Origin of the sequence: Oenococcus sp. (assembly GCF_047725585.1) — a bacterium.
In the GTDB taxonomy this organism is placed as follows: Bacteria; Bacillota; Bacilli; order Lactobacillales; family Lactobacillaceae; genus Oenococcus; species Oenococcus kitaharae_A.
Genome location: NZ_JBDNNF010000004.1, coordinates 129,391 through 154,846 on the forward strand (window position 1 = coordinate 129,391; position 25,456 = coordinate 154,846).

Below are 25,456 nucleotides of genomic sequence, written 5' to 3' on the forward strand. Positions count from 1 at the left end.
GTGTAAGACTTATGCAATAGCTATTGGCACTTCCTTAACAGGGTTTGGTCTCTGTTTTGGATTAGATCATTTCTAATTAGATGAGTCCTATTTGAAGTGTAAGGTTTTTACACCATCGTGCGGCAAAGTGCCACAGCTTACGTTCGCAAATCTTCATTTAAAAAATCAACAATTGTTTTAGCTAGTGAACCAACTAGCGCACTTGATTTTTCAAACACACAGATTGTTATGCGTAGTCTTTGCTGGTTTGGCAGATATGGATAAAATTGTGATTGTGGCCACGCATGATAGCTTTGTGGCTGGACAAGCTGATCAGGTAATTGATGTTAGTCAATATAGCCCTCGTTAACTATAAATGAGCACGAAAAGTGCTCATTTTTTCTATAGCTGATCTAAATCGTGGGCAATGGGCGTTTGCATGATCTTTTTGATCTGAGATAAGTCTTGAGTTCGTGCCATGACCCACATGAGTTTGGCCACGATGGCTTCTGTATTCATGTCACCAGCCGTGATGCCACCAGCTTGTTCAACTCTTTGACCAACCTCATAAAGGTCGATATCTTGCCCTTCATTCATAATTTGAGTGGTAATAATTACCGGTAAGCCGGCTTGAGAAAGTTTTTCAACGCCTGCGACTAAATTGCGCCCCACGCTGGGTAAGCCGCCGTTTCCTAAGCTTTCAATAACAAGACCGGCTTTTTCTTGCTCGATAAAATCGAAAAATTTAACCGATAAGCCTGGAAATGCTCTGATGACATAGATGTTCGTATTGAGACCGGTCCTACTTGTGATAGGACCAGGATTAAAACTAGGCCGATAAAGAATTTTGAATTGCTGATTTTCGATCTGAGCAATCAAAGGGAAGTTAATTGAATCGAAAGCGTCAAAAGACTTTGATTTTACTTTAACCGCACGGGTGCCAGCAATGACACGGCCATCGAAGACAGCATAAACGCCTGGGAAGTCAATCGTGCGTGCTGCGAGTAAGGCATCATTGATGTTTTTCTTGGCATCCGTGTGTTCAAAGGTTAGAGGAATTTGCGATCCGGTGATAATAACGGGCTTTTCAAAATCACTGAGTAAATATGATAAGCCGGCAGCTGTGTAAGCCATTGTATCAGTGCCGTGGGTGATTAAATATGCATCAAAGTCAGGATGTGACCTAATCGTCTGGGACATTTTAATCCAATCTTCGGGCTGCATATTGGTCGAGTCTTTATCCATAAGCGGTATGAGGTCAATTGGCCCTTCGGCTGAATCAAAAAAAGCTGACAACTGGTTGATTGTCATACCAGGAGCCAAGCCATTTTTATGTGCAGTAGAAACAATAGTCCCACCTGTAGCTAATACAAGAATTTTTTTCATAGGAATTATGCTTTAACTTTAGATTGTACCCAGTTAGATAGCCAAGTAAGCAGCGTAATCATAACTAGGTACATTAAGGCAACAATCGCCCAAATTTGAAAGCCTTGCTGCGTTCTGGCAACGATCAAGTTACCGGTCTGAGTCAGTTCGACAATGCCGATTGCCTGCAGAATTGAGGTATCCTTCAAAGTAATAATAAATTGGTTAACAAAACTCGGCACCATAATTCGAATACCTTGCGGCATTACAATATGATACATCGACTGCCAGTATGTTAAACCGTTAGAACGCGCGGCTTCCATTTGCCCCTTGTCGACTGCCTCAAAACCGCCTCGGACAAAAGCCCCGGTATAGGCGCCCTCATTTAATGTCAGTGTGATAATACCTGCAATAAATGCTGGGATCTTAATATCCAGCACATGCGGAAGACCGATGTAGATAAAGAAAGCCAGTACGAGTAACGGCAACCCGCGGAAAATATAAATCACAGTTTTTGAAAACGCACGTAAAATTTTTAGTTCTGCGACACCACAGACGCCGAGCAGGACTCCCCAAATTGAAGCCAGAATAATACCGACAACTGTTAACTGAATCGTTTTAATAATGCCGCTGAGAAAACCGGGCCAATTAGATACTAGTAAGGACCAAATACCGGAAGACTTGGCATCACTAGCCGAGTTGCCGGAATAATGCTTTTGACTTTGGCCAAGATATTTCTTCACGATACGGTCATAGATACCATCTTTTTGGATCGCGACTAGGCCCTTATTGAAAGCACGCAATAAAGCACGATTTTTACCTTTTTTAACAGCAAATCCATACCAGCCGGCATTTGCTACTTTGCTGCTGGGAATTCTTAATTCAAGCCCATTTTTGATCGCATACTGCATAACCGGCAAGTCTTCAAAAGTAGCTGCCGAATTGCCGACAACCACATCGTTATACATCGTGTTGGAATCATTAAAATAACTAACTTTAAAACCGTATTTCTTTTGAATAATTTTGGCGTAATCAGCTGAAGCGGTACCTGTTTTCAATGCAACTGTTTGACCGCGTAGCTGAGACAAATTTTTAATTTTCGATTTGCTAGAAACAGCCCACACAACACCTGTTCGATAATAAGGGCGGCTGAAATCGTAGACTTTCTGTCTTTCTGGCGTGATGCTCATGCCGGCGATAATAGCGTCCATCTGTCCGGAAAGTACCATTTGTGCGCCGGAGTTAAAGGAAATGGGCTTCAAATTCATGGCAAATCCCTCGCGTTTTGCGATAGTACGGATGATTTCGACATCAATCCCGGTATACTGCCCGTTTTCTTTTTGAAATTCAAAAGGTGGGTAGGTGACATCCGTCGTAATATTATATGTCGTTTTCTTGGCGTCCGCAGCAGAGAATACAAAGGGAACGAACAGCGTAAAAATAAGTAAAAAGCTGAATGATCTAGTCAAAAATTTAAACATCTTACACGTTACGGTAACATGAAAAAATGCTGAAATGATTGAAATGTCAGCTTTCTTAACAAAATATGAAAAAAATGCGAATGATGCTCGCGAAATCGTGAAAAAAATACTTTTTAAGGGTACTTTTTGTCTGACTCGACGACTGGTAGAATGTTCCGGATGACAGAAATTAACTTAAAACAGGTATCACTTTCATTGGCCGGAAAACCGGTTTTAAATGCGATTGATTTATCGGTGGAAAAAGGGCAGTGGATCACACTTACCGGCCCGTCCGGGTCTGGAAAATCGACGATTTTAAAGCTGATTGCCAATCTGATTAATCCAGACTCTGGAATCATTTTTTTTCAAGAAAAAAATATTCAAGAACTCGATCCGATTAATTATCGTCGGCAAGTGAGCTATGCGGTTCAGTCGGCGCAGTTATTCGGCAAAACTGTCAAGGATAATCTAGACTTTCCTTACTTGATTAGAAAAAAAGCGATTGATGAAAAACATGAGAAATCTTTATTGACAGCTTTTGATTTACCCGAAGATTTTTTGTACAAATCTGTTTTAGATATCTCGGGCGGCCAGCGGCAGCGCGTCGCCTTGGCCAGAAATTTTGTTTTTCCACCACAGGTACTATTGCTGGATGAAGTGACAACCGGCTTGGACGAATTAACCAAAAAAATTGTCCGCCAAGTAATCGAAGAAAACAATCACAGAGGACTGACCGTGATCGAAGTGACGCACGAAGCTGAAGATCTCAGCGAAGCAAAGAAAATTTATATCGTTGATAAAGGCAGGATTCAGCAGGAGACCGCTCATGAATAATTTGAATATTTCTAATACGACACTGGCTTTGGTGGCCAGTTTGGTGGTGGTTTCATTACTGATCTCCTATAAACAGAAATTAGGGATTGTCAAAGAAACAGCAATTGCGGTCTTGCGTGCCGTAGTTCAGTTGGTGGTCGTCGGCTTTGTTTTACAGTATATTTTCGATGCTAAAGAGTGGTTTTTAACTTTAGCTATGTATCTGGTTATTATTTTTAATGCCGCTTATAATGCTGGTAAAAGAGCTAGCGATCTGTCCCGATGGTCGGCTTTTTCGATTAGTTTTGTTTCCTTGATTGTGTCGGTTTCAATTACGATGACAATTTTGGTAACCAGCGGTGCTATTGAATTTAAGGCAATGCAGGTGGTACCGATTTCCGGCATGCTGGCTAATAATACGCTGGCCGCCTTGGGGTTGGTCTATCGCAATATGCACCAGCAATATAATGACCTGCACGAACAAGTGGTGGAACGTCTGGCATTAGGCGCATCGATTAGAGATGCAAGCTATGAAATTTATAGAAACGCATTACGGCTTGGCATGCAGCCGCAAATTGATACAGCTAAAACATTAGGTATCGTTAGTTTGCCTGGCATGATGTCCGGTTTGATCTTTGCTGGTGTTTCGCCAGTATCGGCAATTAAATATCAGATCATGGTGACATTCATGCTGCTTGGGTCCACAGGTATTAGTTGTTTGATGGCTACTTTCATGACTTACCGCAAATACTTTAATAACCGCGCCCAACTTGTGGGAGCACGTCATAATTAGTGACTAACTGATTAGCACTTAAAAACTACGTTTGATTGCGCAGTTTTTTATTGGCCTTGATGAGGGGATGTTTAAATTTATGACTTGATTTTGGCAACTGTACTATGTAACATAGTACATATCACATTTTGGGAGGCAAAATGCTCGAAAACACGGCAAAATTGTTAACGGTTAAGGATATAAACAAGTCGTTTGGTCAACGCCAGGTTCTTTTTCAGGTCTCTTTTGATATCAAGCCAGGCCGCATTGTTGGTTTAATCGGCCCTAATGGTGCTGGGAAAACAACGATCATGAAATCGATCGCTGGACTTACTTCCTATCAAGGAGAAATTGAGATAGACGGTCAAAAGGTTTCAAAGACACACACGGCACCATTGAAAAAAGTGGGCTCTTTGATTGAAACGCCAGGAATTTATCCATATATGTCCGGTTATAATAATTTGAAATTATATGCAGGACACACTTCGGCTGAAGATTTGGGGAAGATCATGGAACAGACTATGATTACTGATTTTGCCAATCGTAAAGCAAAAAAATATTCATTGGGCATGAAACAGCGTTTGGGTGTTGCAATTGCGATGCTTGATCATCCCGAACTGGTTATTTTAGATGAGCCTATGAATGGGTTGGATCCTGAATCGGTTCATTCGATGAGGCAATTGCTGCGCGGTTTAGCAGATAATGGTGTGTCGGTGCTCATCAGTTCGCATATTTTAAGCGAATTGGAGCTTGTAGCTGACGATTTGGTCGTCGTTAATCATGGCCATATTCTTTTTAATGGCACAAAAGACGAATTTTTTGCTAGTCAGGCTGCTAAAAGCGGCCATGGTACTCGTATTTTAATCAAGACAGGTGATGACCAAAAAGCCGCGGGTATTTTAGAATCCTTAGGTTTTCAAACCGATCACAAAGGTAAACATATGGGTGTTTATACGGATGACCAGCACGATTTGAATAAAATGCTTCAGCAATTAGTCATGAACAAAATTGAAATTAAGAGTGTCAGTGAAGAAAAACAGCATTTGGAAGATTCCTTTATTGACTTGATCAAAGGGGGAGACAAATAATGCAAGCAATTCGACAGGAGTTTTTTAAATCATTTCATAGACTTAATTATTTAGTGTTCAGCCTCATAACTTTGGTAATTCCTTTTGTGGGCGGTATTGCATATCTGATCAGAGATCACGCGCATGCAGAAGCAGATTTCGTCATGCATCATGGATACTATGACTCGTTTATTTTCATTTTTATGCTGGTCTCTTTCGGATCAATTTTGGCTGAAGAATTTCAGTTCGACACAATCAAAGTGATCGCATCACGTGGCAATTCCCGGCGTTTGATCTTTTCTGCAAAAGTAATAAAACTAATTTTTGATTATTGTTTCTGGTTTTTTATTGCAACTGCATCTTACTTATTGAGCTGGCTGGTTGAATTTGGCGGCACGCATGTTGGCCAAGCAATTAGTTTAGGAAACAAAGGTTATTATTTTGCAGCTAACGGCAAACCAAGTGAATTTACCTTTCTCTGGCAAAATTTTGTTACGAATCTGCTTTATATCTTTTTGATTGGTTCGATTACTTTGATGATTTCCAGTTTCTTAAAATCGAATGCGATCGCAATTGCTTCAGCTTTTATTATCTGGTTGGCAGGACAAATTATCAGTGCTCTATTAATGAATTTGTTTTATAAGCAACTGCCTTTGATCAAATGGAACCCATTTAATGTCAATACCTATATCGCTGGTCAAGCCTTCAGCGACTCAAAAGCACTAACGCTGCTATCGCACTTAAGCCAACCAGAAATTATTATTGCATCGCTTGTTTGGACCGGTATTTTTCTTGCTATTGCTGGTATTGTTTTCAATAGACGTAATCTGTGATTTTTTGAGGTGGCTATATGGCAATAAGCAGTAAAAAGCCAATATACCTGCAGTTAGTCGATCGAATTAAAAATGAGGTTGCGACAGATATTTTATCAGCCAATGATCAGCTTCCTTCAGTTCGTGAAATGGCCTTGCAGGAGAGAATCAATCCAAATACGGTCGCAAAGGCGTATAAGGAATTAGAGCGGCAGGAAGTGATTAAGACACTAACTGGCAAAGGCACTTTTGTTACGGGCAACACGCAAAATGTCAAGAATCTGAATCAGAACCAACTATTTTCAGAGTTGTCTTCTTCTGTTGACCAATTATTGAAAAATGGCGTAACGCGTAAGCAGATAGAACAATTTGTTGATGATTTGTTTGGAGGAAAAAATGCTAAAAATTGAAAATTTGACAAAAAAGCTGGAAAACAAGTTGGTCATTGACCATGTCACTTTCTCAATGCAGACCGGTCAGATTGTTGGATTGGTTGGCCGAAATGGAGTTGGTAAAACAACTCTTTTTCGCTTATTATCAGGAGAATATCTGTCAGATTCAGGCGGAGTTTCTAGCGATGATGCAGAAAATGCACGAACACAAATCTTCTATCTTGATGCCCCTGATAATTTCACCAACGCTTATTCTGCTGCGCAACTGGCCAGAATCTTTAAAGTAAGTTATCCCAAATTAGATGTTGAATGGTTTGAAAGCCTGGTTAAGACGAATAACCTGCCTTTGCATAAAAAGATGTCGAGTTTATCAAAGGGACAGCGTGGCCTTATTTTGGTGATTGCTGCCATCACAAGCAAAGCAAGGTATATTTTTTTAGATGAACCCCTGGACGGGCTGGATTTAATTGTACGTGATCAAGTCACGCAAATGCTGATTTCGGCCGTTTCAGATAATCAGACAGGCATTATGCTGGCTTCGCATAATTTAAGAGAACTTGATACGATTGCTGATCGGATTATCTTGATTAAAGAGGGTCGAATCGAAAAGGATTATTTGCCCGGTGAAGAATTAGAGACGGCAAATGTTGCCAAAATGCAGATGGTCATTGAAGGCGCTCTGCCTAAAGTTGTCATTGAATGCGGTCATATTCTGGAAAAACGCGGCCACTTATATGTTGTGCTGTTTAAAGATTACGACAGTAAAATGGCAGCGCGCATCAAGCGAAGCAAAGCCAAATATATTGAAGAGTTACCAGTTAACTCAGATGATATTTTCCGAGCGACCTTTGATGAGGATTATCGTCTGCGTCAGGCAACGCCTAAAGGGAGGCAGTGATTTATGAGAGAAACAGTCAAACTTTACTATGAGCTGCGCAAAATTTGGATTTGGACACTTTTAGCAATTATCACCATCATTGCGATTAGCAGCATGGTGTTTAATATTGGCAGTTGGTATCAAGCTAAACACACTTTTGATAGTCATTTTGATGCGCATCACTATTATGAAATCAGGGATTATGCGCAGACGCTGCTGAGCAAAAATAAGAGAAAACAAGCCGCTAAGGTGACTAATATTCTCTCAGATACTCAAGGCTTTCATTTTGTCACTAATTCCAAAGTTAGATATGTATCGAAAAATGCGGAACTAGCATTTTATATTTTGACAATCTCACCTGATAGTGCGTATAGAAATGTTAGTTATAAAGAAGTGGTCAGCTCGCTGCCTGAGACATTTTCAGAATATAGGCATCGGGTTCTTCGTTACTATGTGTCAGCAAATGGTTCAAATGGCAAAGATGTTGTGCAGTATTCTGATGATAGCCCAGATTTTGTTGTTTCTGGCCTGCCTACTAGTAAACAAATTTATTTGCCGGATACCCCTAGGTTTTCTAAAGATTCCGGTCCTTTCAATAAAGAAGGTTTTTATACACATACTTTCATATTCAAACAGCCTATGGGAGCGGGGCCGGTTGTATTGTCAATTTTGATCGGTGCCATCTTCTTTTTGCTGGATCAGATTCACTGGATTAATCCCTATATGCTTCAGCGAAGCAAAGACGGCCGGTACCTAGCCTTGGCTAAATCACTTTGCTGGTTTGTTATTCCGGGCCTGCTATCCTGTTTCTATGCCTTGGTTGAGTTTGTGTTAAAAGGCTTTTTGGTCCCTTCAGCGTTCGCTAATAGCGATTACGGAGCGATGTTCAGCGGGCTATTGGTTGTGTTGACCCTAGGGCTTTCTCTGGCAGGTTTTGGCCTGCTGATTGATTCTTTTATTGGCACAATTTTCGGAAAAATTTATACAGCGATTGTCAGCATGTTTGCCCTTGCACTATTCATTTCCACGGCCCATATGCTGGGTTCAGGATTAAGCCGCCAGTGGCATTTAAATATGAAACCATTTCTTAATTTTGTGGACGATGCATTCAGTGCCAATGGCAACGGATTTTCCTGGGTAGAATTATTAATTGCGCTCTTAATGTTGGCTTTGGCCTTTTTCTGGTATAAAAAATATTCATATGATACAGACAGCAGTTATGTGCGTATGCCGAAATTAAAGAAGCCCTTCTTCTGTTTTGTTGTGCTGCTGGCTGTGTGGGACTTTATTTTGCCCTTACCGCTTGCTGCCTGGACACCTAGCAACGCTTATTTCCAGAGCGGCCAGATATCTTCTATTGTTTGGTGGCTTGCCTGGGGTATTGGCATCACACTTTTCACTGCTTGGCTGATTTTTAAAAAACCATTCAAATTTCGTTTTTTAAGCAAAAAAAATGGCAAACAATAATTTAAAGTTTAAAAATAATAGATGGCTTAATTTGTTCGGAACAGTTTCTTTGGCTGTTTTTTTCTTACTAGCCATTGCGGTTAAATTGCATAGTTCTAAATTGTCGCGTCTGGATCGTGCTATTTCTCTTTTTTTCTATGAGAGGCGTTCTCGGAACCTTATATTTGCATTCCAATTCATTTCCGATATCGGCCGTCCAACAGTCACAGCCGCAATTATTATTCTGCTGGCCTTGGTTTTTTATGGAAACCACCGGCGTATTTTAGCTTTTTGGTTAGTACTTTCGACCGTCTTAGGAAACTTATTTTGGCAGCTTTTGAAAATATATTTCATGCGGCCTAGGCCGTTAATGACAACCATGCATCATAGCTTTGCATTTCCTTCTGGTCATGCGACGAGTGTTGTTATCTTCGCGCTATTGATTTTCAGCTTGCTGCCAATGCTGACAGTATCAAAAAAAATAAAAAAAATGATGACGATTATATTATGGTTATTTGTTTTGGCTGTCTGCTTTTCGCGCATCTACCTCCAAGCCCATTATTTATCAGACGTGGTATCAGGGGCGGCTTTGGCCTTTAGCTGGATTATTTTTATGCGGCATATTTACAATAAGTTTGCAGAAAAACTGTTATTGGCTAAAATGTTTCGATAAAAATTCTATAATTGAAAACATGACAAAAGAAATCTATCTAACCGGTGACCGTCCAACTGGCAAACTTCACATCGGACATTATGTCGGTTCTTTAAAAAACCGTGTTGCCATGCAGAATTCTGGTGAATATGAACCCTTCGTCATGATTGCCGATACACAAGCATTCACGGATAACGCACGTGATCCTGAAAAAATTCATCGCAGTTTGACAGAAGTGGCTTTGGACTATTTAGCCGTTGGTTTGGATCCAAAAAAAACAACAATGTTTGTACAGTCTCAAATTAAAGGCTTGTTTGAACTGACTGAGTATTATATGAATCTTGTTACAGTTGCGCGTTTGCAGCGCAATCCGACTGTGAAGGCTGAAATTGAACAAAAAGGTTTTGGCGAATCAATTCCGGCTGGCTTTTTTACGTATCCAGTCAGCCAAGCAGCTGATATTACGATTTTTAAGGCCAAAAAAGTGCCCGTTGGGGATGATCAGGAACCCATGTTGGAACAAACACGAGAACTTGTTCGAGCTTTTAACAGTGCCTATAACACTGATATTTTGGTAGAGCCTCAAGGTGTTTTCCCAGCAAAAGGATTGGGTCGGATTCCCGGTATTGACGGTAACGCTAAAATGTCAAAATCTCTTGGTAACGCCATCTATCTTTCCGATGATGCCGATACAGTAGCGGCTAAAGTTAAACAAATGTACACAGATCCACAGCATATCCAAGTAAGCGATCCTGGGCATATCGAAGGCAATGTGGTTTTTACTTATTTGGATATTTTTGACCCGGATAAAGCACAAGTAGCCAGCTTAAAAGAGCAGTATCAACAAGGCGGACTCGGAGATATGAAGTTAAAGCGCTATTTAACGGAAGTATTGGAATCGGAATTAAAACCGATCCGTGAACGCCGTGCCAGCTTTGAAGAGGATATTCCTGCTGTTTTACAGATGCTAAAAGATGGATCTGATCATGCAAACCAGATCGCCGAAAAGACAATGACTGAAGTCCGGGCAGCGATGGGTGTTAACTATTTTGATGGTTTAAAATGACTAAATTCTACGAAAAAAATTTTTCCCAGAGATTGAAGGAAGCTGTTCCAGATCCTAAATTGCAGGAATTATTTTTGCAGCATGCTGATTTAGCTCACGATAAAGTAATTGAGAATTATTTAACCGACTTACCAGTGCCAGTCGGTCTTTTGCGTCAGTTGGTTGTTGACGGACATACTTATCTTGTTCCAATGGCCACTGAAGAACCAAGCGTTGTTGCCGCTGCCAATAATGGCGCAAGATTTCTGACAAATATTGAAACAGTTTATCAAACACACCTGCGTTTTGGTCAAATATTGGTGATGGGTGATTTTGATACACTGGACGCAGTCTATCTAAAACATAAAGATGATTTGAAAAAGACAGCACAATTGGTATATCCGTCCATTGTGGCACGGGGTGGCGGGCTGAAGGAATTGCATTTTCGTCAAATGGATGCTAATTCGTTTTCTTTTGATGCACTGATTGATACGCAAGATGCTATGGGCGCAAATATCGTCAATACGATTGTGGAGGCCATAGCAGAACAATTGCGATCTTGGCAGGTGGATGTTTTGGCGGCGATTGTTTCCAATCTTCCCACTACCAGCATGACTGAAATGAAAGCAGTTGCCTCTGGACTGGATCTGCCTAGTATGAAAAAAATCGCTGCACTGTCTCATTTTGCGACGATTGATTTTCATCGCGCAGCCACAGACAACAAGGGATTTCTTAACGGCGCCTCGGCAGTAGTACTGGCTAGCGGTAATGACTGGCGTGCTTTTGAAGCTGGTGCGCACGCCTATGCGGCCATAGATGGTAACTATAAGTCTTTAGCTTCTTGGACCATTAATTCGCAAAATCAATTAATTGGCCGTGTCAAAATGCCGGTTCAATTAGGTATAGTAGGTGGAACAATCTCACAAAATAAAGTAGCCGTTGGGTTGCTGAAACTAACTCAGGTACATTCTGCAGATGAGCTGGCTAGAATCGTTTTGGCCGCCGGGCTTGCCCAAAGTCTTGCTGCTTTGAGGGCATTAGTTGGTGAAGGTATTCAAAAGGGACATATGAAAATGCAGCGACGCGCAAAAGGAGAAGATAAATGACAACAATTGGACGCAGAATTCCTAACATAATGGGTACGCAGCACCCGGATAACGCCGCAGTGCCATTTTTTAAACACAGCCAGAGCCCTTTCATTTCGGCTTACAACGAGGTTAAAGAGGCCTTTAATAATTTTTCTGTGCTGGATACAGATGAATATATGTGGGACTGGGAAGGCAAACACGCCGATGCTGCTGTAATTGATCGCCTTTATTCAGAAAACTATAGCTATTTTAAGAAAAATCAATTAGGGCGCGACAAATTTTTGACCTTCCGTCTGCCCAACATATGGGAAGAAAAAGGTTACAGCCTCATGCAGGCCATGGCCACGATACTGTCAGCCGAAGATTTCGCTAAAGATCTATCTTTTGATCAAAGACCCTTGTTTGAAGCTATTTTACCCATGGCGCAGTCGGCAGATCAGTTAATTGAAATCGAAGACAAATTTGCCAGTTTGGCGCATTTTAAATCCAAAGAATTTACAAGTGGATCTAATAATAATGATCTGCTCTACATGATTCCCTTATTTGAAGGCTTTGAAACACAATTAAATGCACCGAAAATATTAAAGACCTATTTGAGCATGTACGAAAAACATTTCGGGCAGTCTTTGCAGTATCTGCGCGTTTTCTTAGCTGGTTCTGACTCAGCCCTGAGCAACGGGTTTATGAATTCTATTATCGGCAACAAGCTGGCGTTAACACGTTTGGCTGATTTTTCTAACGAAATTAATCTGCCTGTCTTTCCAATTGCGGGAACCGGGTCAACTATTTTCCGTGGCGGCCTGTCGCCTCTTTGGATTAAAAGGTATTTGCAGGAATTTCCAGGTTTGAAAACGGCTACTGTCCAGTCGGCTTTTCGTTATGACTATCCGACTAACCAGGTTCAAGCGGCAATCAAAGAACTGCGCGCTGGTCTGCAGGAAAGCAAGCCTTTGTCCATGAGCGGAGAAGAACAGCAGATTCTGATTGACGTGGCTAAAAAATCGGCCGTTTATTATCACGAAACGCTAGATCAGCTGATTGTTGATCTACAACCTGTGTTTGATGCATTTCCTAAAAGACGCGATCGTCGTCAGCATGTCGGTATTTTGGGTTATTCACGTCAGGTAGACGGCTACAAGATGCCGCGTGCGATTACTTTTACAGGCAGTCTTTATTCGGTTGGTGTGCCACCGGAATTCATTGGTTTTGGTCGGGCATTAATGAGTTTGGATGCCAAAGAATTAGCGATTTTTGTGCGTCATTATCCTAATCTAAAGCATGATTTCGTCCATTTGGCTAAATATATCAGTCAAGATGCTTTGAACACTTTGATTCAAGGCAATCCTGCCTGGGCTGAAGTACGTCAGGATATTCAGGACATGCAGAAGATTTTGCAGTTTGAAATCGGGCCAAGTAATGAGAATGAAGAGGAGCATGCAAGGCTCGCTTCTGATTTGGTTAAAATATCAGATGCAACAACACGGACCCTGTTGATTGAAAAACAAGCTCTTCTCAGGAGATTCTTAGGTTGATCGTTACCAAAGAAATTCAAGAGTTGTTTGATCAAGCTCAGCATATTGTTTTTATGACCGGTGCAGGTGTCTCGACTGCTTCAGGTATTCCTGACTACCGCAGTAAAGGCGGCCTTTATACGACGAGTGAATTGGATCGGCCGGAGTATTTGCTAAGTCATACTTGTTTTGAGACCGAACCGGAGCGTCAATATCGTTTTATGAAGGAAAACATGTACTTTCCGCAAGCTAAGCCGAATATTATTCATGAAAAAATGGCTGCTTTTGCAAAATCGGGCAGGGCGCGCACTATCACGCAAAACGTTGATGGCCTGCATACGCGTTTGGATCCCACTGTGATTGAATTTCATGGCTCATTGTATCGCGTGTACGCCCCGATTGACCATAAAACTGTACCGGTAACCGACTATCTGACATCGATGTATCGTAAATCTGATCATGCCTTGCTGCGCCCTGATATTACTTTTTATGAAGAAATGCCGCAGCATGTCGAACAAGCAGTTGCCACGGTGGCGGCTGCCGATTTGCTTGTGGTTGTAGGGACGAGTTTTCAAGTCTATCCTTTTGCCGGCCTGATCAATTATGCCCAAAATTCTGCAGTTAAAATTTCTGTTAATATGGAGCATATCAACACGACTGCGCCCATTAAACAGATCATCGGCGATGCAACCGAATTCTTTTCAGAAATTCACTTGCGTTAAGATGAATTTATGAATAATCATCAAACTTTTAACTATTCGTCTTCCGATCACAAATACTGGTTAGGTATTTCGATCAATTTAATTTTTATTATTTTTGAAATCCTGTGCGGTGCTTTCGCTAATTCTCTGGCACTGGTTACTGATGCCATTCATAATTTAGGTGATGTTCTCGGACTGGTAATTGCCTTAGTAGCAGTCGTTTTATTAAAACGCAAGCCGACCAAACGGCACACATATGGTTTTTACAACACGACTATCCTAGCAGCCTTCATCAATTCATTAATTTTGGTGGCAAGCCTCTCGATTGTTATTTGGGAGGCCCTTCTGCGTTTTATTCATCCAGAAAATCATATTGACGGTATGCTGGTTGCTATTGTTGCTTTAATTGGTGTGTTCGTAAATGGCTTTACAGCTTATATTTTTCAAGCTGGTGCGTCTAAAGACCTCAATGAAAAAGCTAATTACTGGCATTTTTTGGCTGACGCTCTGATTAGTTTGTGTGTTGTTGTTTCTGGCCTGCTAATTGTGTGGACCGGCTGGCGTGTAATTGATCCAATTGTGTCAATTGTGGCTGCTATTTTTGTGCTGCGTGAATCCTGGAGAATTTTCCACGATTCTTTTGATTTGATTACTAATGGCGTGCCCGAAGGAATTGAAGAGGAGGAAGTCGAAAAATATTTGCTGAGTTTTCCAAATATTGAAAAAATAAATGATATGCATATTTGGGCGCTATCGACAACCGAAATCGCTTTATCAGCACATTTGCAATGTGAGGATCCGCAGCGGTATGTCGAGATTTTAGATGCAGCCACAGATGGCCTACGAAAAAAATTTGCCATTGATCACGTTACGCTGCAATTAGAGACTAAGCAGAAAACACATATAGAATCGGATATTTAGTTTTGGAATTTGCGCAAATTGATGGGAAAGCCTGGTTTAATTGCCTTTTTCACTCGATTTTTCTTTGATAACGTCATGAGAAGCGAATTTTAGTGTATAGTGTTAGTCGAGTTAGTTCTTATTTATCAGCTATCCACATACCAGTGGATTGACAGATATGATAAACAAGTAATAACTCACAGTAAGCTGAAAATCAGGCATTTCGACTAAAAGTATATTTTTATAGCTCTTTTTGTTTTCGCCTTTTTTAAGTGTCTCTTTTTCAGAAAATAGAGAGGTGGTATTGATTGTGAGTGATAATGCTAAAAGCAGGACTCATAGGGATCATGGGTTGATTCACTATGCCAACGGGCCTTCGTTGGAAGAAATTAACGGAACTGTTACAGTCCCAAAAGGAAAGGGTTTTTGGCGGACGCTATTTGCTTATTCAGGACCAGGCGCACTAGTTGCGGTTGGCTATATGGATCCCGGTAACTGGTCGACTTCGATTACTGGCGGACAAAATTTTCAGTATTTACTGATGTCAACGATTCTATTATCCAGCTTGATTGCGATGCTGCTGCAGTATATGGCTGCTAAGCTAGGTATTGTCTCTCAGATGGATTTGGCCCAAGCTATCCGTGCTCGGACCAGTAAATCCCTCGGAGTTGTTTTATGGATTATGACTGAACTTGCGATTATGGCGACCGATATCGCGGAGGTTATCGGCGCTGCGATTGCGTTGTATCTCTTGTTTCATATTCCGTTAGTCATTGCCGTCTTTATAACGGTTTTCGATGTGCTGCTGCTATTGCTGCTAACGAAAATCGGATTTAGAAAAATTGAAGCAATTGTGGTGGCTTTGATTTTAGTTATCCTATTTGTATTTGTTTATCAAGTTGCTTTGTCAGATCCTAATTGGGCAAACGTTATTGGCGGACTAGTACCTAGCGCGAAAGCGTTTGCCAGCACACCACATATTGGTGGCCAAACACCATTGACTGGTTCTTTGGGAATTATCGGTGCGACAGTTATGCCGCATAATCTGTATCTGCATTCAGCTATTTCGCAGACCAGAAAGATTGATCATAATGATGAAGAAGATGTTGCAAGAACGGTCCGTTTTTCCAGTTGGGATTCTAATATTCAATTAACAGCTGCTTTCTTTGTTAATGCACTGTTGCTAATCATGGGTGTCGCAGTCTTTAAGTCTGGTGCTGTTAAGGATCCTTCTTTCTTTGGTTTATTCCAGGCTTTATCTGATACTTCGACTCTGAGTAACGGTATTTTAATTAGTGTTGCAAAGACTGGTATTTTATCAACTTTGTTCGCTGTGGCTTTGCTTGCTTCTGGTCAAAATTCTACTATTACCGGTACGTTGACCGGTCAGGTTATCATGGAAGGCTTCGTCCATATGAAGATGCCTCTATGGCTGCGTCGTTTGGTAACACGTTTAATTTCTGTTATTCCTGTTCTAATCTGTGTATCAATGACCAGTGGTGAAAGTGCCATTGCCGAACATGAGGCTTTGAACACGTTAATGAATAACTCACAAGTTTTCTTGGCCTTTGCGTTGCCATTCTCAATGCTGCCTTTGTTAATGTTTACGGATAGCAATATTGAAATGGGTACGCGTTTTAGGAACGCAGCGTGGGTCAAAGTTCTTGGTTGGATTTCTGTTGTAAGTTTGACTTTCTTGAACCTGCTGAATTTGCCTGGCAATGATGGCCAGATTGCTGCTTTCTTTGGTGATAATGCCTCTAAAAGTGAATTAACATTAGCAAATATCATCGCTTGGGTGCTGATTGCTGCTATCTTAGCTTTGCTGGCATGGACTATTTATGAAATCATGAAGGGCAACAGGCGCTATCGTCTTGAACATCCTGCAGCAGAAGTTAGCGCTGAATAATAAATTAATCTCTTCAAGTGAAAATTAGATTATTATATCCGTGATGATACACGGATATAATATGACCTAGGAGTAGGAAATTGTCTCAGAAAGGATGATGTAAAAATGTCTGAAAAACCAGTGGACAAGGTTTTTAACCGGATCCTGGTTGGTGTTGATGACTCAGCGGACGCTCAATTAGCTTTCCAGTATGCTGTACGAAGAGCTGCTAAGGACGGCGCTGTCTTGATCATTACATCGATTTTGGAAAACGATGAAATGAATGTGTACCAAGCTTTAACAAAGGATTATGTGCATGGCGAGCGTGATGAATTGGAAGAGCATCTTAAACAATATCGCGATATTGCTGTGGCAGGCGGCGTTAAAAAAGTGGAAATGATCGTTGATGAAGGCGATGCAGGTGAAACTATTGTCAAGAACGTGATTCCGGCTGCCAATGCTGATCTGCTTGTTATCGGCTCTTTGTCAAAGAGGGGAATCAGCAAGTATTTTGGTTCTCAAGCTGCCTATATGGCTAAGTATTCACCGATTTCTGTGCTCATTATTCGATAAAAAACAAAAAATTTGAAAGCGTGAAAATGGATCTTTGAATCCGTTTTTTTATAAACTAGACGGGACTTTAACATGAACTTAGCTGAAAAAATTAATGTTATTCGTGCGAGTGTCATGGGTGCTAATGATGGCATTATCTCAGTAGCAGGTATTGTGCTCGGCGTTTTCGCTGCGACCAGCGAACGTACCAACAGCAATTGGGCAATTTTAATCGCCGGTTTTGCCGGTACACTTGCCGGTATGATTTCAATGGCTGCCGGGGAATATGTGTCTGTGCATGGACAGCGTGATGCTGAAAATGCGGCTATTCAATTTGAGAGCGTTTTAAATAAAGAAAATATGGGTCAGCAGATCATGGCTGTCGAACAAGATTTAGAGACTCAGCAAATTTCCCACGGTTTGGCCCACCAAGCTGCCTTGGAGATGATGCAAAATAAACCAATCGAAACGGCGGTTCGCGTTAAACACGGTTTTAGCATGGACAATCAGATTAGCCCTTATTATGCCGCTGCTGCCTCTTTTATTAGTTTTCCCTTGGGTGCTTGTTTGCCCATGGCGGCGATTCTGCTGGTTCCTAAAGTCATGAAGATTGCATCCACGTATACGGGTGTTTTAATTGCCCTTGTTTTGACCGGTTTTTTTGCAGCTAAAATCGGTAATGCCAACGTCAAAAATGGTATTACTCGCAATGTTGTGGCTGGCCTCTTCACGATGACGGCAACGTATTTGATTGGAGGGCTATTCGGTAGATAATGTTCAACCTTGCAATTAAAAATAAAAATAAAAACAAAAATCAACAAAGTCTCGAACAGAAAATGAATTCTGTCCGTGCTGGCGTTCTAGGATCCAATGATGGTATTTTGACGGTTGTTGGCGTCCTGTTTTCGACGGCTGCAGCTACAACTGATAATTTTATTATCTTGATAGCGGGATTTGCCGATCTGCTTGCCTGTGCGTTTTCAATGGCTGCCGGCGAATATGCCTCTGTGTCTGCGCAAAGAGAAACAGAAAGGGCTGTTGTTGGCAGCGAGCAGAAGCGGATCAATACAGATAAGAATTATTCGCGCCGTATTATCATAGCTGGCTATGTTAAAAGAGGTGTTAGCCAAATAACGGCCGAAAAGATCGCCAATGAGCTGATTGCCAAACACGAAATTGTCTCGGTTGTCTATGAGAAATATACGCTTAAAATTGGTGAGTATGTTAATCCATGGGATGCAGCCATTAGTTCTTTGTTCAGTGCAGGCTTAGGCGGTATCTTTCCACTAGCGGCGATGTTCTTTTTGCCAGCCGGCGCGAAATTTGTTGGTACAATTTTGGCAACTACTTTAGCTGTCGCCATCACGGGTAGTTTGTCAGCTATTCTAGGAAAATCGGATTTGAGAGCAGCTGTAGTCCGAAATGTGGTTATCGGATTAATTACAGTTGCTATCCATTATTACGTTGGTAAATTGTTTTGATGATAGTATTAAAAAAACAGTTCTCTATTGGGAACTGTTTTTGATTCATCCAATATATGGCTCTATGCTTGTTGTTGACATAAATCAATAATTTGATTCAAGGTCTGGCTGCCAAAAGTAACGTCGCCTTCATTAATCATAAAAGCGGGCACACTCATGATTTTTTTGGATTTTCTAAAATCAGGAAAGAGCTGCAAATCAATCATTTCAGCCGTGATTTTGGGATTAAGAGCAGCGATTCTTTGGCTGGCCGCCACGACATCGGGACAAAAATGGCAAGTCAGAGACACACCTATTTGCAGATGCATAGCCGGTAACGCTTTAATTTGGTCAACTAGTTTTGTGTCAATACTTTGACCTGGTCCTGCCAAATTATAGATCGCTAGGACAATTGAATTCAATTCATGTCCAGTTGGAATCCCGCTAAAACGAATGCCACTGTCCTGTTTTTTGTTGTCCAATAAAATTAAAGCCGGTAAACGTTTATCAGCAGTAGCAGTGCTTGTCTCCTGCTGGACTGACAGGTGTGCTGGATCTAATGCACTTAATTCTTTTGTGAAACTCAGCAATTGCCTGCTCTTAGCTGAATCGTCTGTCCGTACCAACAGAGTTACTGCTTGATTTAGGCGCACAAACAGTGCTTTCAATTGTGCTTTTATTTCATCAGGGAACCAAGTCCCTGCATGAGCCGGCGCAAGCGGCGTCTTTTCTTCTTCAGAATCTAGGGTAGTTTGCTGTGTGATCGAACTGACGGGCCTCTGCTTTTTAGCCGCTTTGATTGGAATCCCCAGCTGTCTTTTTTGTTCAATGACATAATTTTCAGCCGATGTGGCAGCTAAAGCACCATCGGCAGCCGCGGTAACAATCTGGCGAAGCGGCTTTGCCAAGAGGTCGCCAGCTGCAAAAACGCCTGGTAAATTAGTCTGCAGGCGCGCATCTGTCAATACATAACCGTCGGCATCGGTTTCTAAAACATCTTTGATCTGCTCGCTATTGGCTTTTGTACCGACAAAAACGAACACACCAAAAGTCTCATCACCATCAGTCAAGTGATAAGTGGTGCTTTGACCAGTTTTTCGATTGAACAATTCCGCTTCTTTTAAGAAGGTATCCCCGGATACTTTCTTTAAGACTGTATTGTATTGAATGTCAATTTTTGGATTGTCAATGGCACGCTGGGCCGTCAGGCTAGCACAGGTAAACTGCGACCCACGCACTAATATTGTGACATGGCGGCCGAAACGACTGAGATAGTCAGCTTCTTCGGCCGCTGAATAGCCGCCGCCGACAACAAAAATTTGCAAACCGCTGAATAATTCACCATCACAAGTTGAACAGTAAGCAACACCGTGGCCTCGGTACTTATCTTCGCCCTGAAAACCGGCTTTTTTGGGATTGGCACCAGTTGCAAAAATAACGCTGCGGGCAAAATAATCTTGTTGACCGTGCAAAACCTTGACCTCTTGGTTTAAATTCATACTTTGAATATCATCTTGAACGATTGGGACGCGAAATTCATCAATTTGTTTTTTCATCAAATTGACTAGCTTGCTGCCATCAATATCAGCAACAGCCGGATAATTCCAAACAGTTGAGGTAGTCGTGACTTGTCCGCCAACTTGGTCCCTTTCGATGATCATGGTATCCAAAGCAGCCCGGCCGGCATAAATGCCAGCCGTTAAACCCGCTGGGCCGGCACCAATAATGATCGTATCGTAAATATGCTTTGGATTCATTACTGTTTGTCCTGTTTAAATCTTGCCAACCAAATCAAGGCTTGGTGTGATTGAATCTTCGCCAGGATGCCAGTTTGCCGGGCAGACTTTATCACCGTGTTCAGCAACGAACTGCGCAGCTTCTAGTGTCCTGAGAATTTCCGCTGCATTGCGGCCGATGCCCATGTCGTTGATTGTGTAAGACCTGATCTTGCCTGCAGGGTCAATAATGAAAACGCCGCGAAAAGCTTGGCCAGCATCTTCATCTAAGACTTCAAAGAAACGCGCTAATTTGCCAGCGGGATCAGTCAGCATCGGATACTGGACTTTTCCGATCGTATCGGTTGCCTCTGCCCAGGCTTTGTGGACAAATTCACTGTCTTCAGATACGGAATAGATTTCTGCGTTGGCTTTTTTAAAGGCTTCATAATGATCTTGCAGATCTCCTAATTCTGTCGGGCAGACGAAAGAAAAATCAGCTGGGTAAAAGAAAAAGATGGACCATTTGCCCAGAATGCTTTTCTTCGTTACCTCTTTAACCTTGCCTTGCTGATAGGCATTGACCTTAAAATCGGCTATTTCATTATTAATAAAATTCATGTTCGGATCTCCTCTTAATGAAGTCCACAAAAACCGGCAGAAAAAATCGGTCGGGTTTTAAACAGACATCATAACTCAAATTAACTATTCCTTATTTATCAAAATCTGTCACTCCACTTGTGTGAATAGCTGATAAACAAGATCTAGCTAAATCGACTATACACTAAAAAACATCACTCGGAGATGCTTTTGTCATTTAATAAGTTTTCTTGTATTTAAGATATAAATCATTCACTTCTTTGTCGGCCAGCAGTTCTCTAGGGAAGAAGAAACGACGGTCAATCGATTCTTTGCCATTGATTGCTGCAACGAGCGGGCTTAGCTGAGACAGCTCGGCTTGTTCGCCATTAGGGTATACGAATTTAATACCTTCTTCACCTGTCTTTGGCGAGTAGCTTTCATAAGGAAGGTCAGTTGCATCGTTTTCGCCGGTATAATATTTTGGATCAAAACCTAGGACCGCAATTTTCTGTTTGATGTCGGCCAGCAGCGGTTTGGTTTGGGCGTTTAATACCATTGATTTGAGCGGCTTGCGATCCAAGAATCTTTTGGCTAAATCGGCCAGCACAGGATCGTCTGCATTCTGCCAGATATTGAAGGCTGTATTGAAAACAGAGTCATCCAACGCAATATAATCCTGGACATCGATCTTGTTTTTTAAGGAAAATATCGGCTTTAATAATTGGAAGAAAATCGGATTATCGGGATTCTGGTCAAATAGTTCCTGTGCCCGCATCAGCAGATTTTCCAAAACGACTTCCATGCCGCGGGACACCGGATGAAAATAAACCTGCAGATACATTTGATAACGTGAAATGACATAGTCCTCAATTGAGTGAACGCCGGCAATGTCAAAGGCAAAGCCATCTTTGACAGGTCGGATCAAGCGCAGGATTCGTTCGATATCATAACGGCCATATTCAGCACCTGTGTAGTAAGCATCTCTCAGCAGGTAGTCCATCCGGTCAGCATCTAATTGCGAACTGATTAGCTGGACGACGCGTTTATCAGGATAGGTTTTACCAATTACTGCAGCAACTTTTGCCGGAAAATCCTTGGACACACGCCGCAAAATGGCGTTCACTTCAGTAGAGGGATCAGTAATAATTTTTTGAGTAAATTGCTCGTGCACCGTATTAAATAGGTGCTCAAATGTATGCGAGTATGCACCGTGGCCGACATCGTGCAGTAAGGCGGCTGCCTGAACTAGCAAATCATTTTGATGTTCCCACTTTTTTTCATTAAATAATTGTTTATTGTGGTCCAGCGCGTCGATCATTCTGCGAGATATTTCATAAACACCCAAAGAATGCTGGAAACGGGATTGTTCGCCGCCATGAAAAACCAAATTGGCGACACCTAGGTGTTTGATGCGGCGAAGACGCTGCATTTCGTGTGAATTAATTAAATCGAGGATCACGGAATTATCAACGTGAATGAAACCAAGAATTGGGTCACGAAAGACTTTTTCAGATTTTAAACTAGTCATTAATTAAATTTTAGACTAATTGGTCAATAACTGTATAATTTTTAGTAATGACAAAAGAATTTAAAACTCCGATTAATATAGAAATAACCTCAGATGTTGACCGGGCTGGTGATAAAGAAAACGTTCATCAGCAAGCCCAGGGTTCATTATTATTTAATGAAGACCATTCCTATACGATCCTTTATGATATGGCAGGAGACCTAGTTAGATTGGAGATCGCTCCGGAAAAAACACGTACGGTCTATTTTGGCCATAATGGTAAAACGGTGATGGTTTACGACGAAATGATGGATCAGGCCAAATCTACCTATATGAGTGATTATGGCGCGATGGATATGCTGGTCAAAACAGCAAGTGTGGATTTCGATCAGGTTGATGGGCAAGGTATGCTCCATATTAAGTATGAACTGTTCCAAAATGAGGCTTCTTTAGGAAAATTTGATTTAACCTTGCAATTTGTACCAACGGTTAGTACGATAGATTAGCAGAATAGACAGGAAAAGGAATCTAAATGGCAGTAAAAGACTATACAAATACACAAATCGCTGAGTTAAGCAACATCGAATTGGTTCGTGAACTGTTAAATGAAACACGCAAGCAGACAAAGTTTGTTGATATCCTAGCCGAATTGGAAAAGGTCCGCGGCAGCAAGTTAGATGATGAGACGATTGTTCAAATTTATACAGACTTGAACGCCGATGGCTCCTTTATCAGCATGGGTGACAATGAGTGGGCTTTGCGTTCTTGGTTTGCTATTGACTCAATCAATGAATCGATCCATGAAGATTTGGATGAAGAAGACGAAAAGCCAAAGAAGAAGCGTGGCAAGAAGGCTGTTAGCGAAGACGATGTCGTTGATATTGACGATGATGAAGACGATGATGTTATCGATACCGAAGATGAAGATGATAGTACTGACGATACCGAAGATGATAGCAGCGATGACAGCAAGGACGCTGATGATGACGATTCAGATAGTTCTGACAGTGATGATGGCGAATTACCGTTAAATACAGATGATAAGCCCTTAGACGTGATTAAAGATAATAATGATCTTGATGATTTAAGCGATGGTGATCAGGAAGTTTAATCATTTTTGAAAGCTTTTAAGATTGAGCAAAGTGCTTGACGATTTGCCCGCATATCTGTAATGTAAATAAGGGCGCTCTAATAAATGAGCCAAGCTCCTAACCTAATAAGCTAGGAGCTTTTTTATTTTATGGCAGAAGCAAAGCAAACAAAATATATTTTCGTAACCGGCGGTGTTGTATCGTCACTGGGGAAGGGGATTGTTGCAGCGAGCCTCGGCCGTTTGTTAAAATCTCGCGGGTTGACTGTAACTGTACAAAAGTTCGATCCATATTTGAATCCGGATCCTGGAACGATGTCTCCCTACCAGCACGGTGAGACTTTTGTGACTCAGGATGGTGTTGAGACCGATCTGGATTTAGGCCACTATGAGCGATTCATGGATATTAATACGAATAAATATTCGAATGTGACTTCCGGAAAAATTTATCAAGAAGTGATTGAGCGCGAGCGGACTGGTGATTATATGGGTCGGACTGTACAGGTCATCCCCCATGTCACAGATGCAATTAAAGACAAGATTTTTCGCGGTGCCAAAGAATCCAACGCTGATGTTATTATTACGGAAATCGGCGGCACAATCGGTGACATCGAATCAATGGCTTTTATTGAAGCCATTCGTCAGATGAAAAAGGAAGTGGGTTCCGTTAACACCTTTTATATCCATGTTTCTCTGGTGCCTTTTTTGCGTGCTGCTGGTGAATTGAAAACTAAGCCGACGCAACATTCGGTCCATGAATTGCGTGGTATGGGTATTCAGCCGGATATGATCGTTGTCAGATCGGAAATGGCCATTACGGATGCGATGAAGGAGAAATTATCCGAATTCACGGATGTCCCGACTGAAGCCATTATTCAATCAATTGATTCAGATGTTTTATATTCTGTGCCTTTAAATTTGGCAGCTCAGCATATGGATCAGGTCGTGCTGAATAAACTGCAGCTTGGTCATCAGCCGCAAGCCGATTTGACTCAATGGTCGGCGTTGGTGGACCGCATTCGTCATCTATCTAAAGAAATTAAGATTGCCTTAGTCGGTAAATATACGGATTTGCCGGACGCCTATATTTCTGTGCATGAAGCGTTGAAACACGCGGGTTATGCTGTTGATGCCAAAATAAAATTGATCAGTATTAATTCAGAAACTGTCAATGATAGTAATGCCGCTGAACAGTTGAAAGAAATTGATGGCTTGATTGTGCCTGGTGGTTTTGGCCATCGCGGCACCGAGGGCATGATTTCGGCAATCAAATATGTCCGGGAACACAACATCCCTTTCCTCGGCGTTTGTCTTGGCATGCAGATGGCATCAGTGGAATTTGCGCGTGATGCAGTCGGTCTAAAGGGCGCTAATTCAACTGAGATGGATCCAGAGACAGCTTACCCGGTTGTCGGTTTGATGGATTCCCAGAAAAAAATTACAAAAATTGGCGGTACGATGCGCCTTGGATCGTATACTGCTGTCTTGAAATCAGGAAGCAAAACAGCTGCCGCCTACGGCAATGTATCTGAAATTTCCGAACGTCATCGTCATCGTTACGAATTCAACAATCATTACCGTCAACAATTCGAAGCGGCCGGCATGGTCTTTTCCGGAACCTCGCCTGATAATTCACTCGTGGAAATCATTGAGTATCCTAAAAACGATTTCTTTATAGCAGCGCAGTATCATCCGGAATTTCTCAGCCGTCCAGAACGGCCTGAGGGTCTATATGCTGCCTTTATTCGTGCGGCCTTATCTTATGAGCATTGTCAGTGAGCC

The 25,456-nt window shown here is 41.7% G+C and carries 25 protein-coding genes; 20 read left to right on the forward strand and 5 right to left on the reverse strand.

The window, feature by feature from the left end; genetic code table 11:
- Window positions 1–381: 381 nt before the first annotated feature.
- Both ABF487_RS06535 and ABF487_RS06540 read right to left on the reverse strand, forming a co-directional pair.
- Window positions 382–1,365, reverse strand: a complete 984-nt coding sequence (locus ABF487_RS06535) for an asparaginase (RefSeq protein ID WP_415634857.1) — start codon at window positions 1,363–1,365, stop codon at window positions 382–384.
- 5 nt (window positions 1,366–1,370) lie between these two features.
- Window positions 1,371–2,825 (reverse strand): ABC transporter substrate-binding protein/permease, encoded by a 1,455-nt coding sequence (locus ABF487_RS06540; RefSeq protein WP_415634858.1) that lies wholly within the window; start codon window positions 2,823–2,825, stop codon window positions 1,371–1,373.
- Window positions 2,826–2,984: 159 nt separating this feature from the next.
- On the opposite strand from ABF487_RS06540, the gene ABF487_RS06545 reads away from it, so the two are divergent.
- The 17 genes from ABF487_RS06545 (at window position 2,985) to ABF487_RS06625 (ending at window position 18,801) form a co-directional block, all read left to right on the forward strand.
- Window positions 2,985–3,638, forward strand: coding sequence for an ATP-binding cassette domain-containing protein (locus ABF487_RS06545; protein WP_007745113.1), 654 nt, complete (start codon window positions 2,985–2,987; stop codon window positions 3,636–3,638).
- Window positions 3,631–4,410 (forward strand): ABC transporter permease, encoded by a 780-nt coding sequence (locus ABF487_RS06550; RefSeq protein WP_263780071.1) that lies wholly within the window; start codon window positions 3,631–3,633, stop codon window positions 4,408–4,410. Before ABF487_RS06545 ends, ABF487_RS06550 begins: the two co-directional genes overlap by 8 nt.
- 140 nt (window positions 4,411–4,550) lie before the next feature.
- Entirely contained in the window at window positions 4,551–5,477 is a 927-nt protein-coding gene (locus ABF487_RS06555; protein WP_007745115.1) for an ABC transporter ATP-binding protein, read from the forward strand.
- Window positions 5,478–5,530: 53 nt separating this feature from the next.
- Window positions 5,531–6,289 carry an ABC transporter permease subunit gene (locus ABF487_RS06560; protein ID WP_415632491.1) on the forward strand — a complete coding sequence of 253 codons (759 nt, stop codon included), beginning with the start codon at window positions 5,531–5,533 and terminating at the stop codon, window positions 6,287–6,289.
- A gap of 17 nt (window positions 6,290–6,306) precedes the next feature.
- Window positions 6,307–6,678, forward strand: a complete 372-nt coding sequence (locus ABF487_RS06565) for a GntR family transcriptional regulator (protein WP_007745118.1) — start codon at window positions 6,307–6,309, stop codon at window positions 6,676–6,678.
- Window positions 6,665–7,558 carry an ATP-binding cassette domain-containing protein gene (locus ABF487_RS06570; protein ID WP_415634859.1) on the forward strand — a complete coding sequence of 298 codons (894 nt, stop codon included), beginning with the start codon at window positions 6,665–6,667 and terminating at the stop codon, window positions 7,556–7,558. Before ABF487_RS06565 ends, ABF487_RS06570 begins: the two co-directional genes overlap by 14 nt.
- Before the next feature lie 3 nt (window positions 7,559–7,561).
- Window positions 7,562–9,004, forward strand: a complete 1,443-nt coding sequence (locus ABF487_RS06575; protein ID WP_415634860.1) for a hypothetical protein — start codon at window positions 7,562–7,564, stop codon at window positions 9,002–9,004.
- 31 nt (window positions 9,005–9,035) lie between these two features.
- Window positions 9,036–9,656, forward strand: coding sequence for a phosphatase PAP2 family protein (locus tag ABF487_RS06580; protein ID WP_415634861.1), 621 nt, complete (start codon window positions 9,036–9,038; stop codon window positions 9,654–9,656).
- A 19-nt stretch (window positions 9,657–9,675) separates the two neighbouring features.
- Window positions 9,676–10,701 (forward strand): tryptophan--tRNA ligase, encoded by a 1,026-nt coding sequence (trpS, locus tag ABF487_RS06585; RefSeq protein WP_007745138.1) that lies wholly within the window; start codon window positions 9,676–9,678, stop codon window positions 10,699–10,701.
- Window positions 10,698–11,786, forward strand: a complete 1,089-nt coding sequence (locus ABF487_RS06590) for a hydroxymethylglutaryl-CoA reductase, degradative (RefSeq protein ID WP_415634862.1) — start codon at window positions 10,698–10,700, stop codon at window positions 11,784–11,786. The genes trpS and ABF487_RS06590 overlap by 4 nt, the downstream gene beginning before the upstream one ends.
- On the forward strand, window positions 11,783–13,300 hold the full coding sequence (ppcA, locus tag ABF487_RS06595; protein WP_415634863.1) for a phosphoenolpyruvate carboxylase: 1,518 nt from the start codon (window positions 11,783–11,785) through the stop codon (window positions 13,298–13,300). Before ABF487_RS06590 ends, ppcA begins: the two co-directional genes overlap by 4 nt.
- The gene (locus ABF487_RS06600; RefSeq protein WP_028291857.1) at window positions 13,300–14,001 is read left to right on the forward strand and encodes an NAD-dependent protein deacylase; all 702 of its coding nucleotides are present in this window, start codon (window positions 13,300–13,302) and stop codon (window positions 13,999–14,001) included. The genes ppcA and ABF487_RS06600 overlap by 1 nt, the downstream gene beginning before the upstream one ends.
- Before the next feature lie 9 nt (window positions 14,002–14,010).
- Complete coding sequence (locus ABF487_RS06605; RefSeq protein ID WP_415634864.1) at window positions 14,011–14,901, forward strand: cation diffusion facilitator family transporter; 891 nt, start codon at window positions 14,011–14,013, stop codon at window positions 14,899–14,901.
- Window positions 14,902–15,190: 289 nt separating this feature from the next.
- Window positions 15,191–16,789, forward strand: a complete 1,599-nt coding sequence (locus tag ABF487_RS06610) for an Nramp family divalent metal transporter (protein WP_415634865.1) — start codon at window positions 15,191–15,193, stop codon at window positions 16,787–16,789.
- 105 nt (window positions 16,790–16,894) lie between these two features.
- Complete coding sequence (locus ABF487_RS06615; RefSeq protein WP_007745149.1) at window positions 16,895–17,341, forward strand: universal stress protein; 447 nt, start codon at window positions 16,895–16,897, stop codon at window positions 17,339–17,341.
- Between the two features lie 72 nt (window positions 17,342–17,413).
- Window positions 17,414–18,094 carry a VIT family protein gene (locus ABF487_RS06620; RefSeq protein WP_007745151.1) on the forward strand — a complete coding sequence of 227 codons (681 nt, stop codon included), beginning with the start codon at window positions 17,414–17,416 and terminating at the stop codon, window positions 18,092–18,094.
- A complete protein-coding gene (locus ABF487_RS06625; RefSeq protein WP_415634866.1) occupies window positions 18,094–18,801 on the forward strand; it encodes a VIT family protein in 708 nt (235 codons plus the stop codon). Before ABF487_RS06620 ends, ABF487_RS06625 begins: the two co-directional genes overlap by 1 nt.
- Before the next feature lie 62 nt (window positions 18,802–18,863).
- Here ABF487_RS06625 and ABF487_RS06630 read toward each other — a convergent pair whose 3' ends face one another.
- The 3 genes from ABF487_RS06630 to ABF487_RS06640 all read right to left on the reverse strand — a co-directional run bounded on the left by ABF487_RS06630 (window position 18,864) and on the right by ABF487_RS06640 (window position 22,605).
- Window positions 18,864–20,537 (reverse strand): FAD-dependent oxidoreductase, encoded by a 1,674-nt coding sequence (locus ABF487_RS06630; protein ID WP_415634867.1) that lies wholly within the window; start codon window positions 20,535–20,537, stop codon window positions 18,864–18,866.
- A 15-nt stretch (window positions 20,538–20,552) separates the two neighbouring features.
- Window positions 20,553–21,116 carry a redoxin domain-containing protein gene (locus tag ABF487_RS06635; RefSeq protein WP_415634868.1) on the reverse strand — a complete coding sequence of 188 codons (564 nt, stop codon included), beginning with the start codon at window positions 21,114–21,116 and terminating at the stop codon, window positions 20,553–20,555.
- 196 nt (window positions 21,117–21,312) lie between these two features.
- Window positions 21,313–22,605 (reverse strand): HD domain-containing protein, encoded by a 1,293-nt coding sequence (locus ABF487_RS06640; RefSeq protein ID WP_415634869.1) that lies wholly within the window; start codon window positions 22,603–22,605, stop codon window positions 21,313–21,315.
- Between the two features lie 47 nt (window positions 22,606–22,652).
- Here ABF487_RS06640 and ABF487_RS06645 point away from each other — a divergent pair, with 47 nt between their 5' ends.
- The 3 genes from ABF487_RS06645 (at window position 22,653) to ABF487_RS06655 (ending at window position 25,453) form a co-directional block, all read left to right on the forward strand.
- On the forward strand, window positions 22,653–23,090 hold the full coding sequence (locus ABF487_RS06645) for a DUF1934 domain-containing protein (RefSeq protein WP_007745160.1): 438 nt from the start codon (window positions 22,653–22,655) through the stop codon (window positions 23,088–23,090).
- A 26-nt stretch (window positions 23,091–23,116) separates the two neighbouring features.
- Window positions 23,117–23,695 (forward strand): DNA-directed RNA polymerase subunit delta, encoded by a 579-nt coding sequence (rpoE, locus tag ABF487_RS06650; protein WP_007745162.1) that lies wholly within the window; start codon window positions 23,117–23,119, stop codon window positions 23,693–23,695.
- Between the two features lie 129 nt (window positions 23,696–23,824).
- Window positions 23,825–25,453 (forward strand): CTP synthase, encoded by a 1,629-nt coding sequence (locus tag ABF487_RS06655; protein WP_415634870.1) that lies wholly within the window; start codon window positions 23,825–23,827, stop codon window positions 25,451–25,453.
- Window positions 25,454–25,456 lie beyond the last annotated feature (3 nt).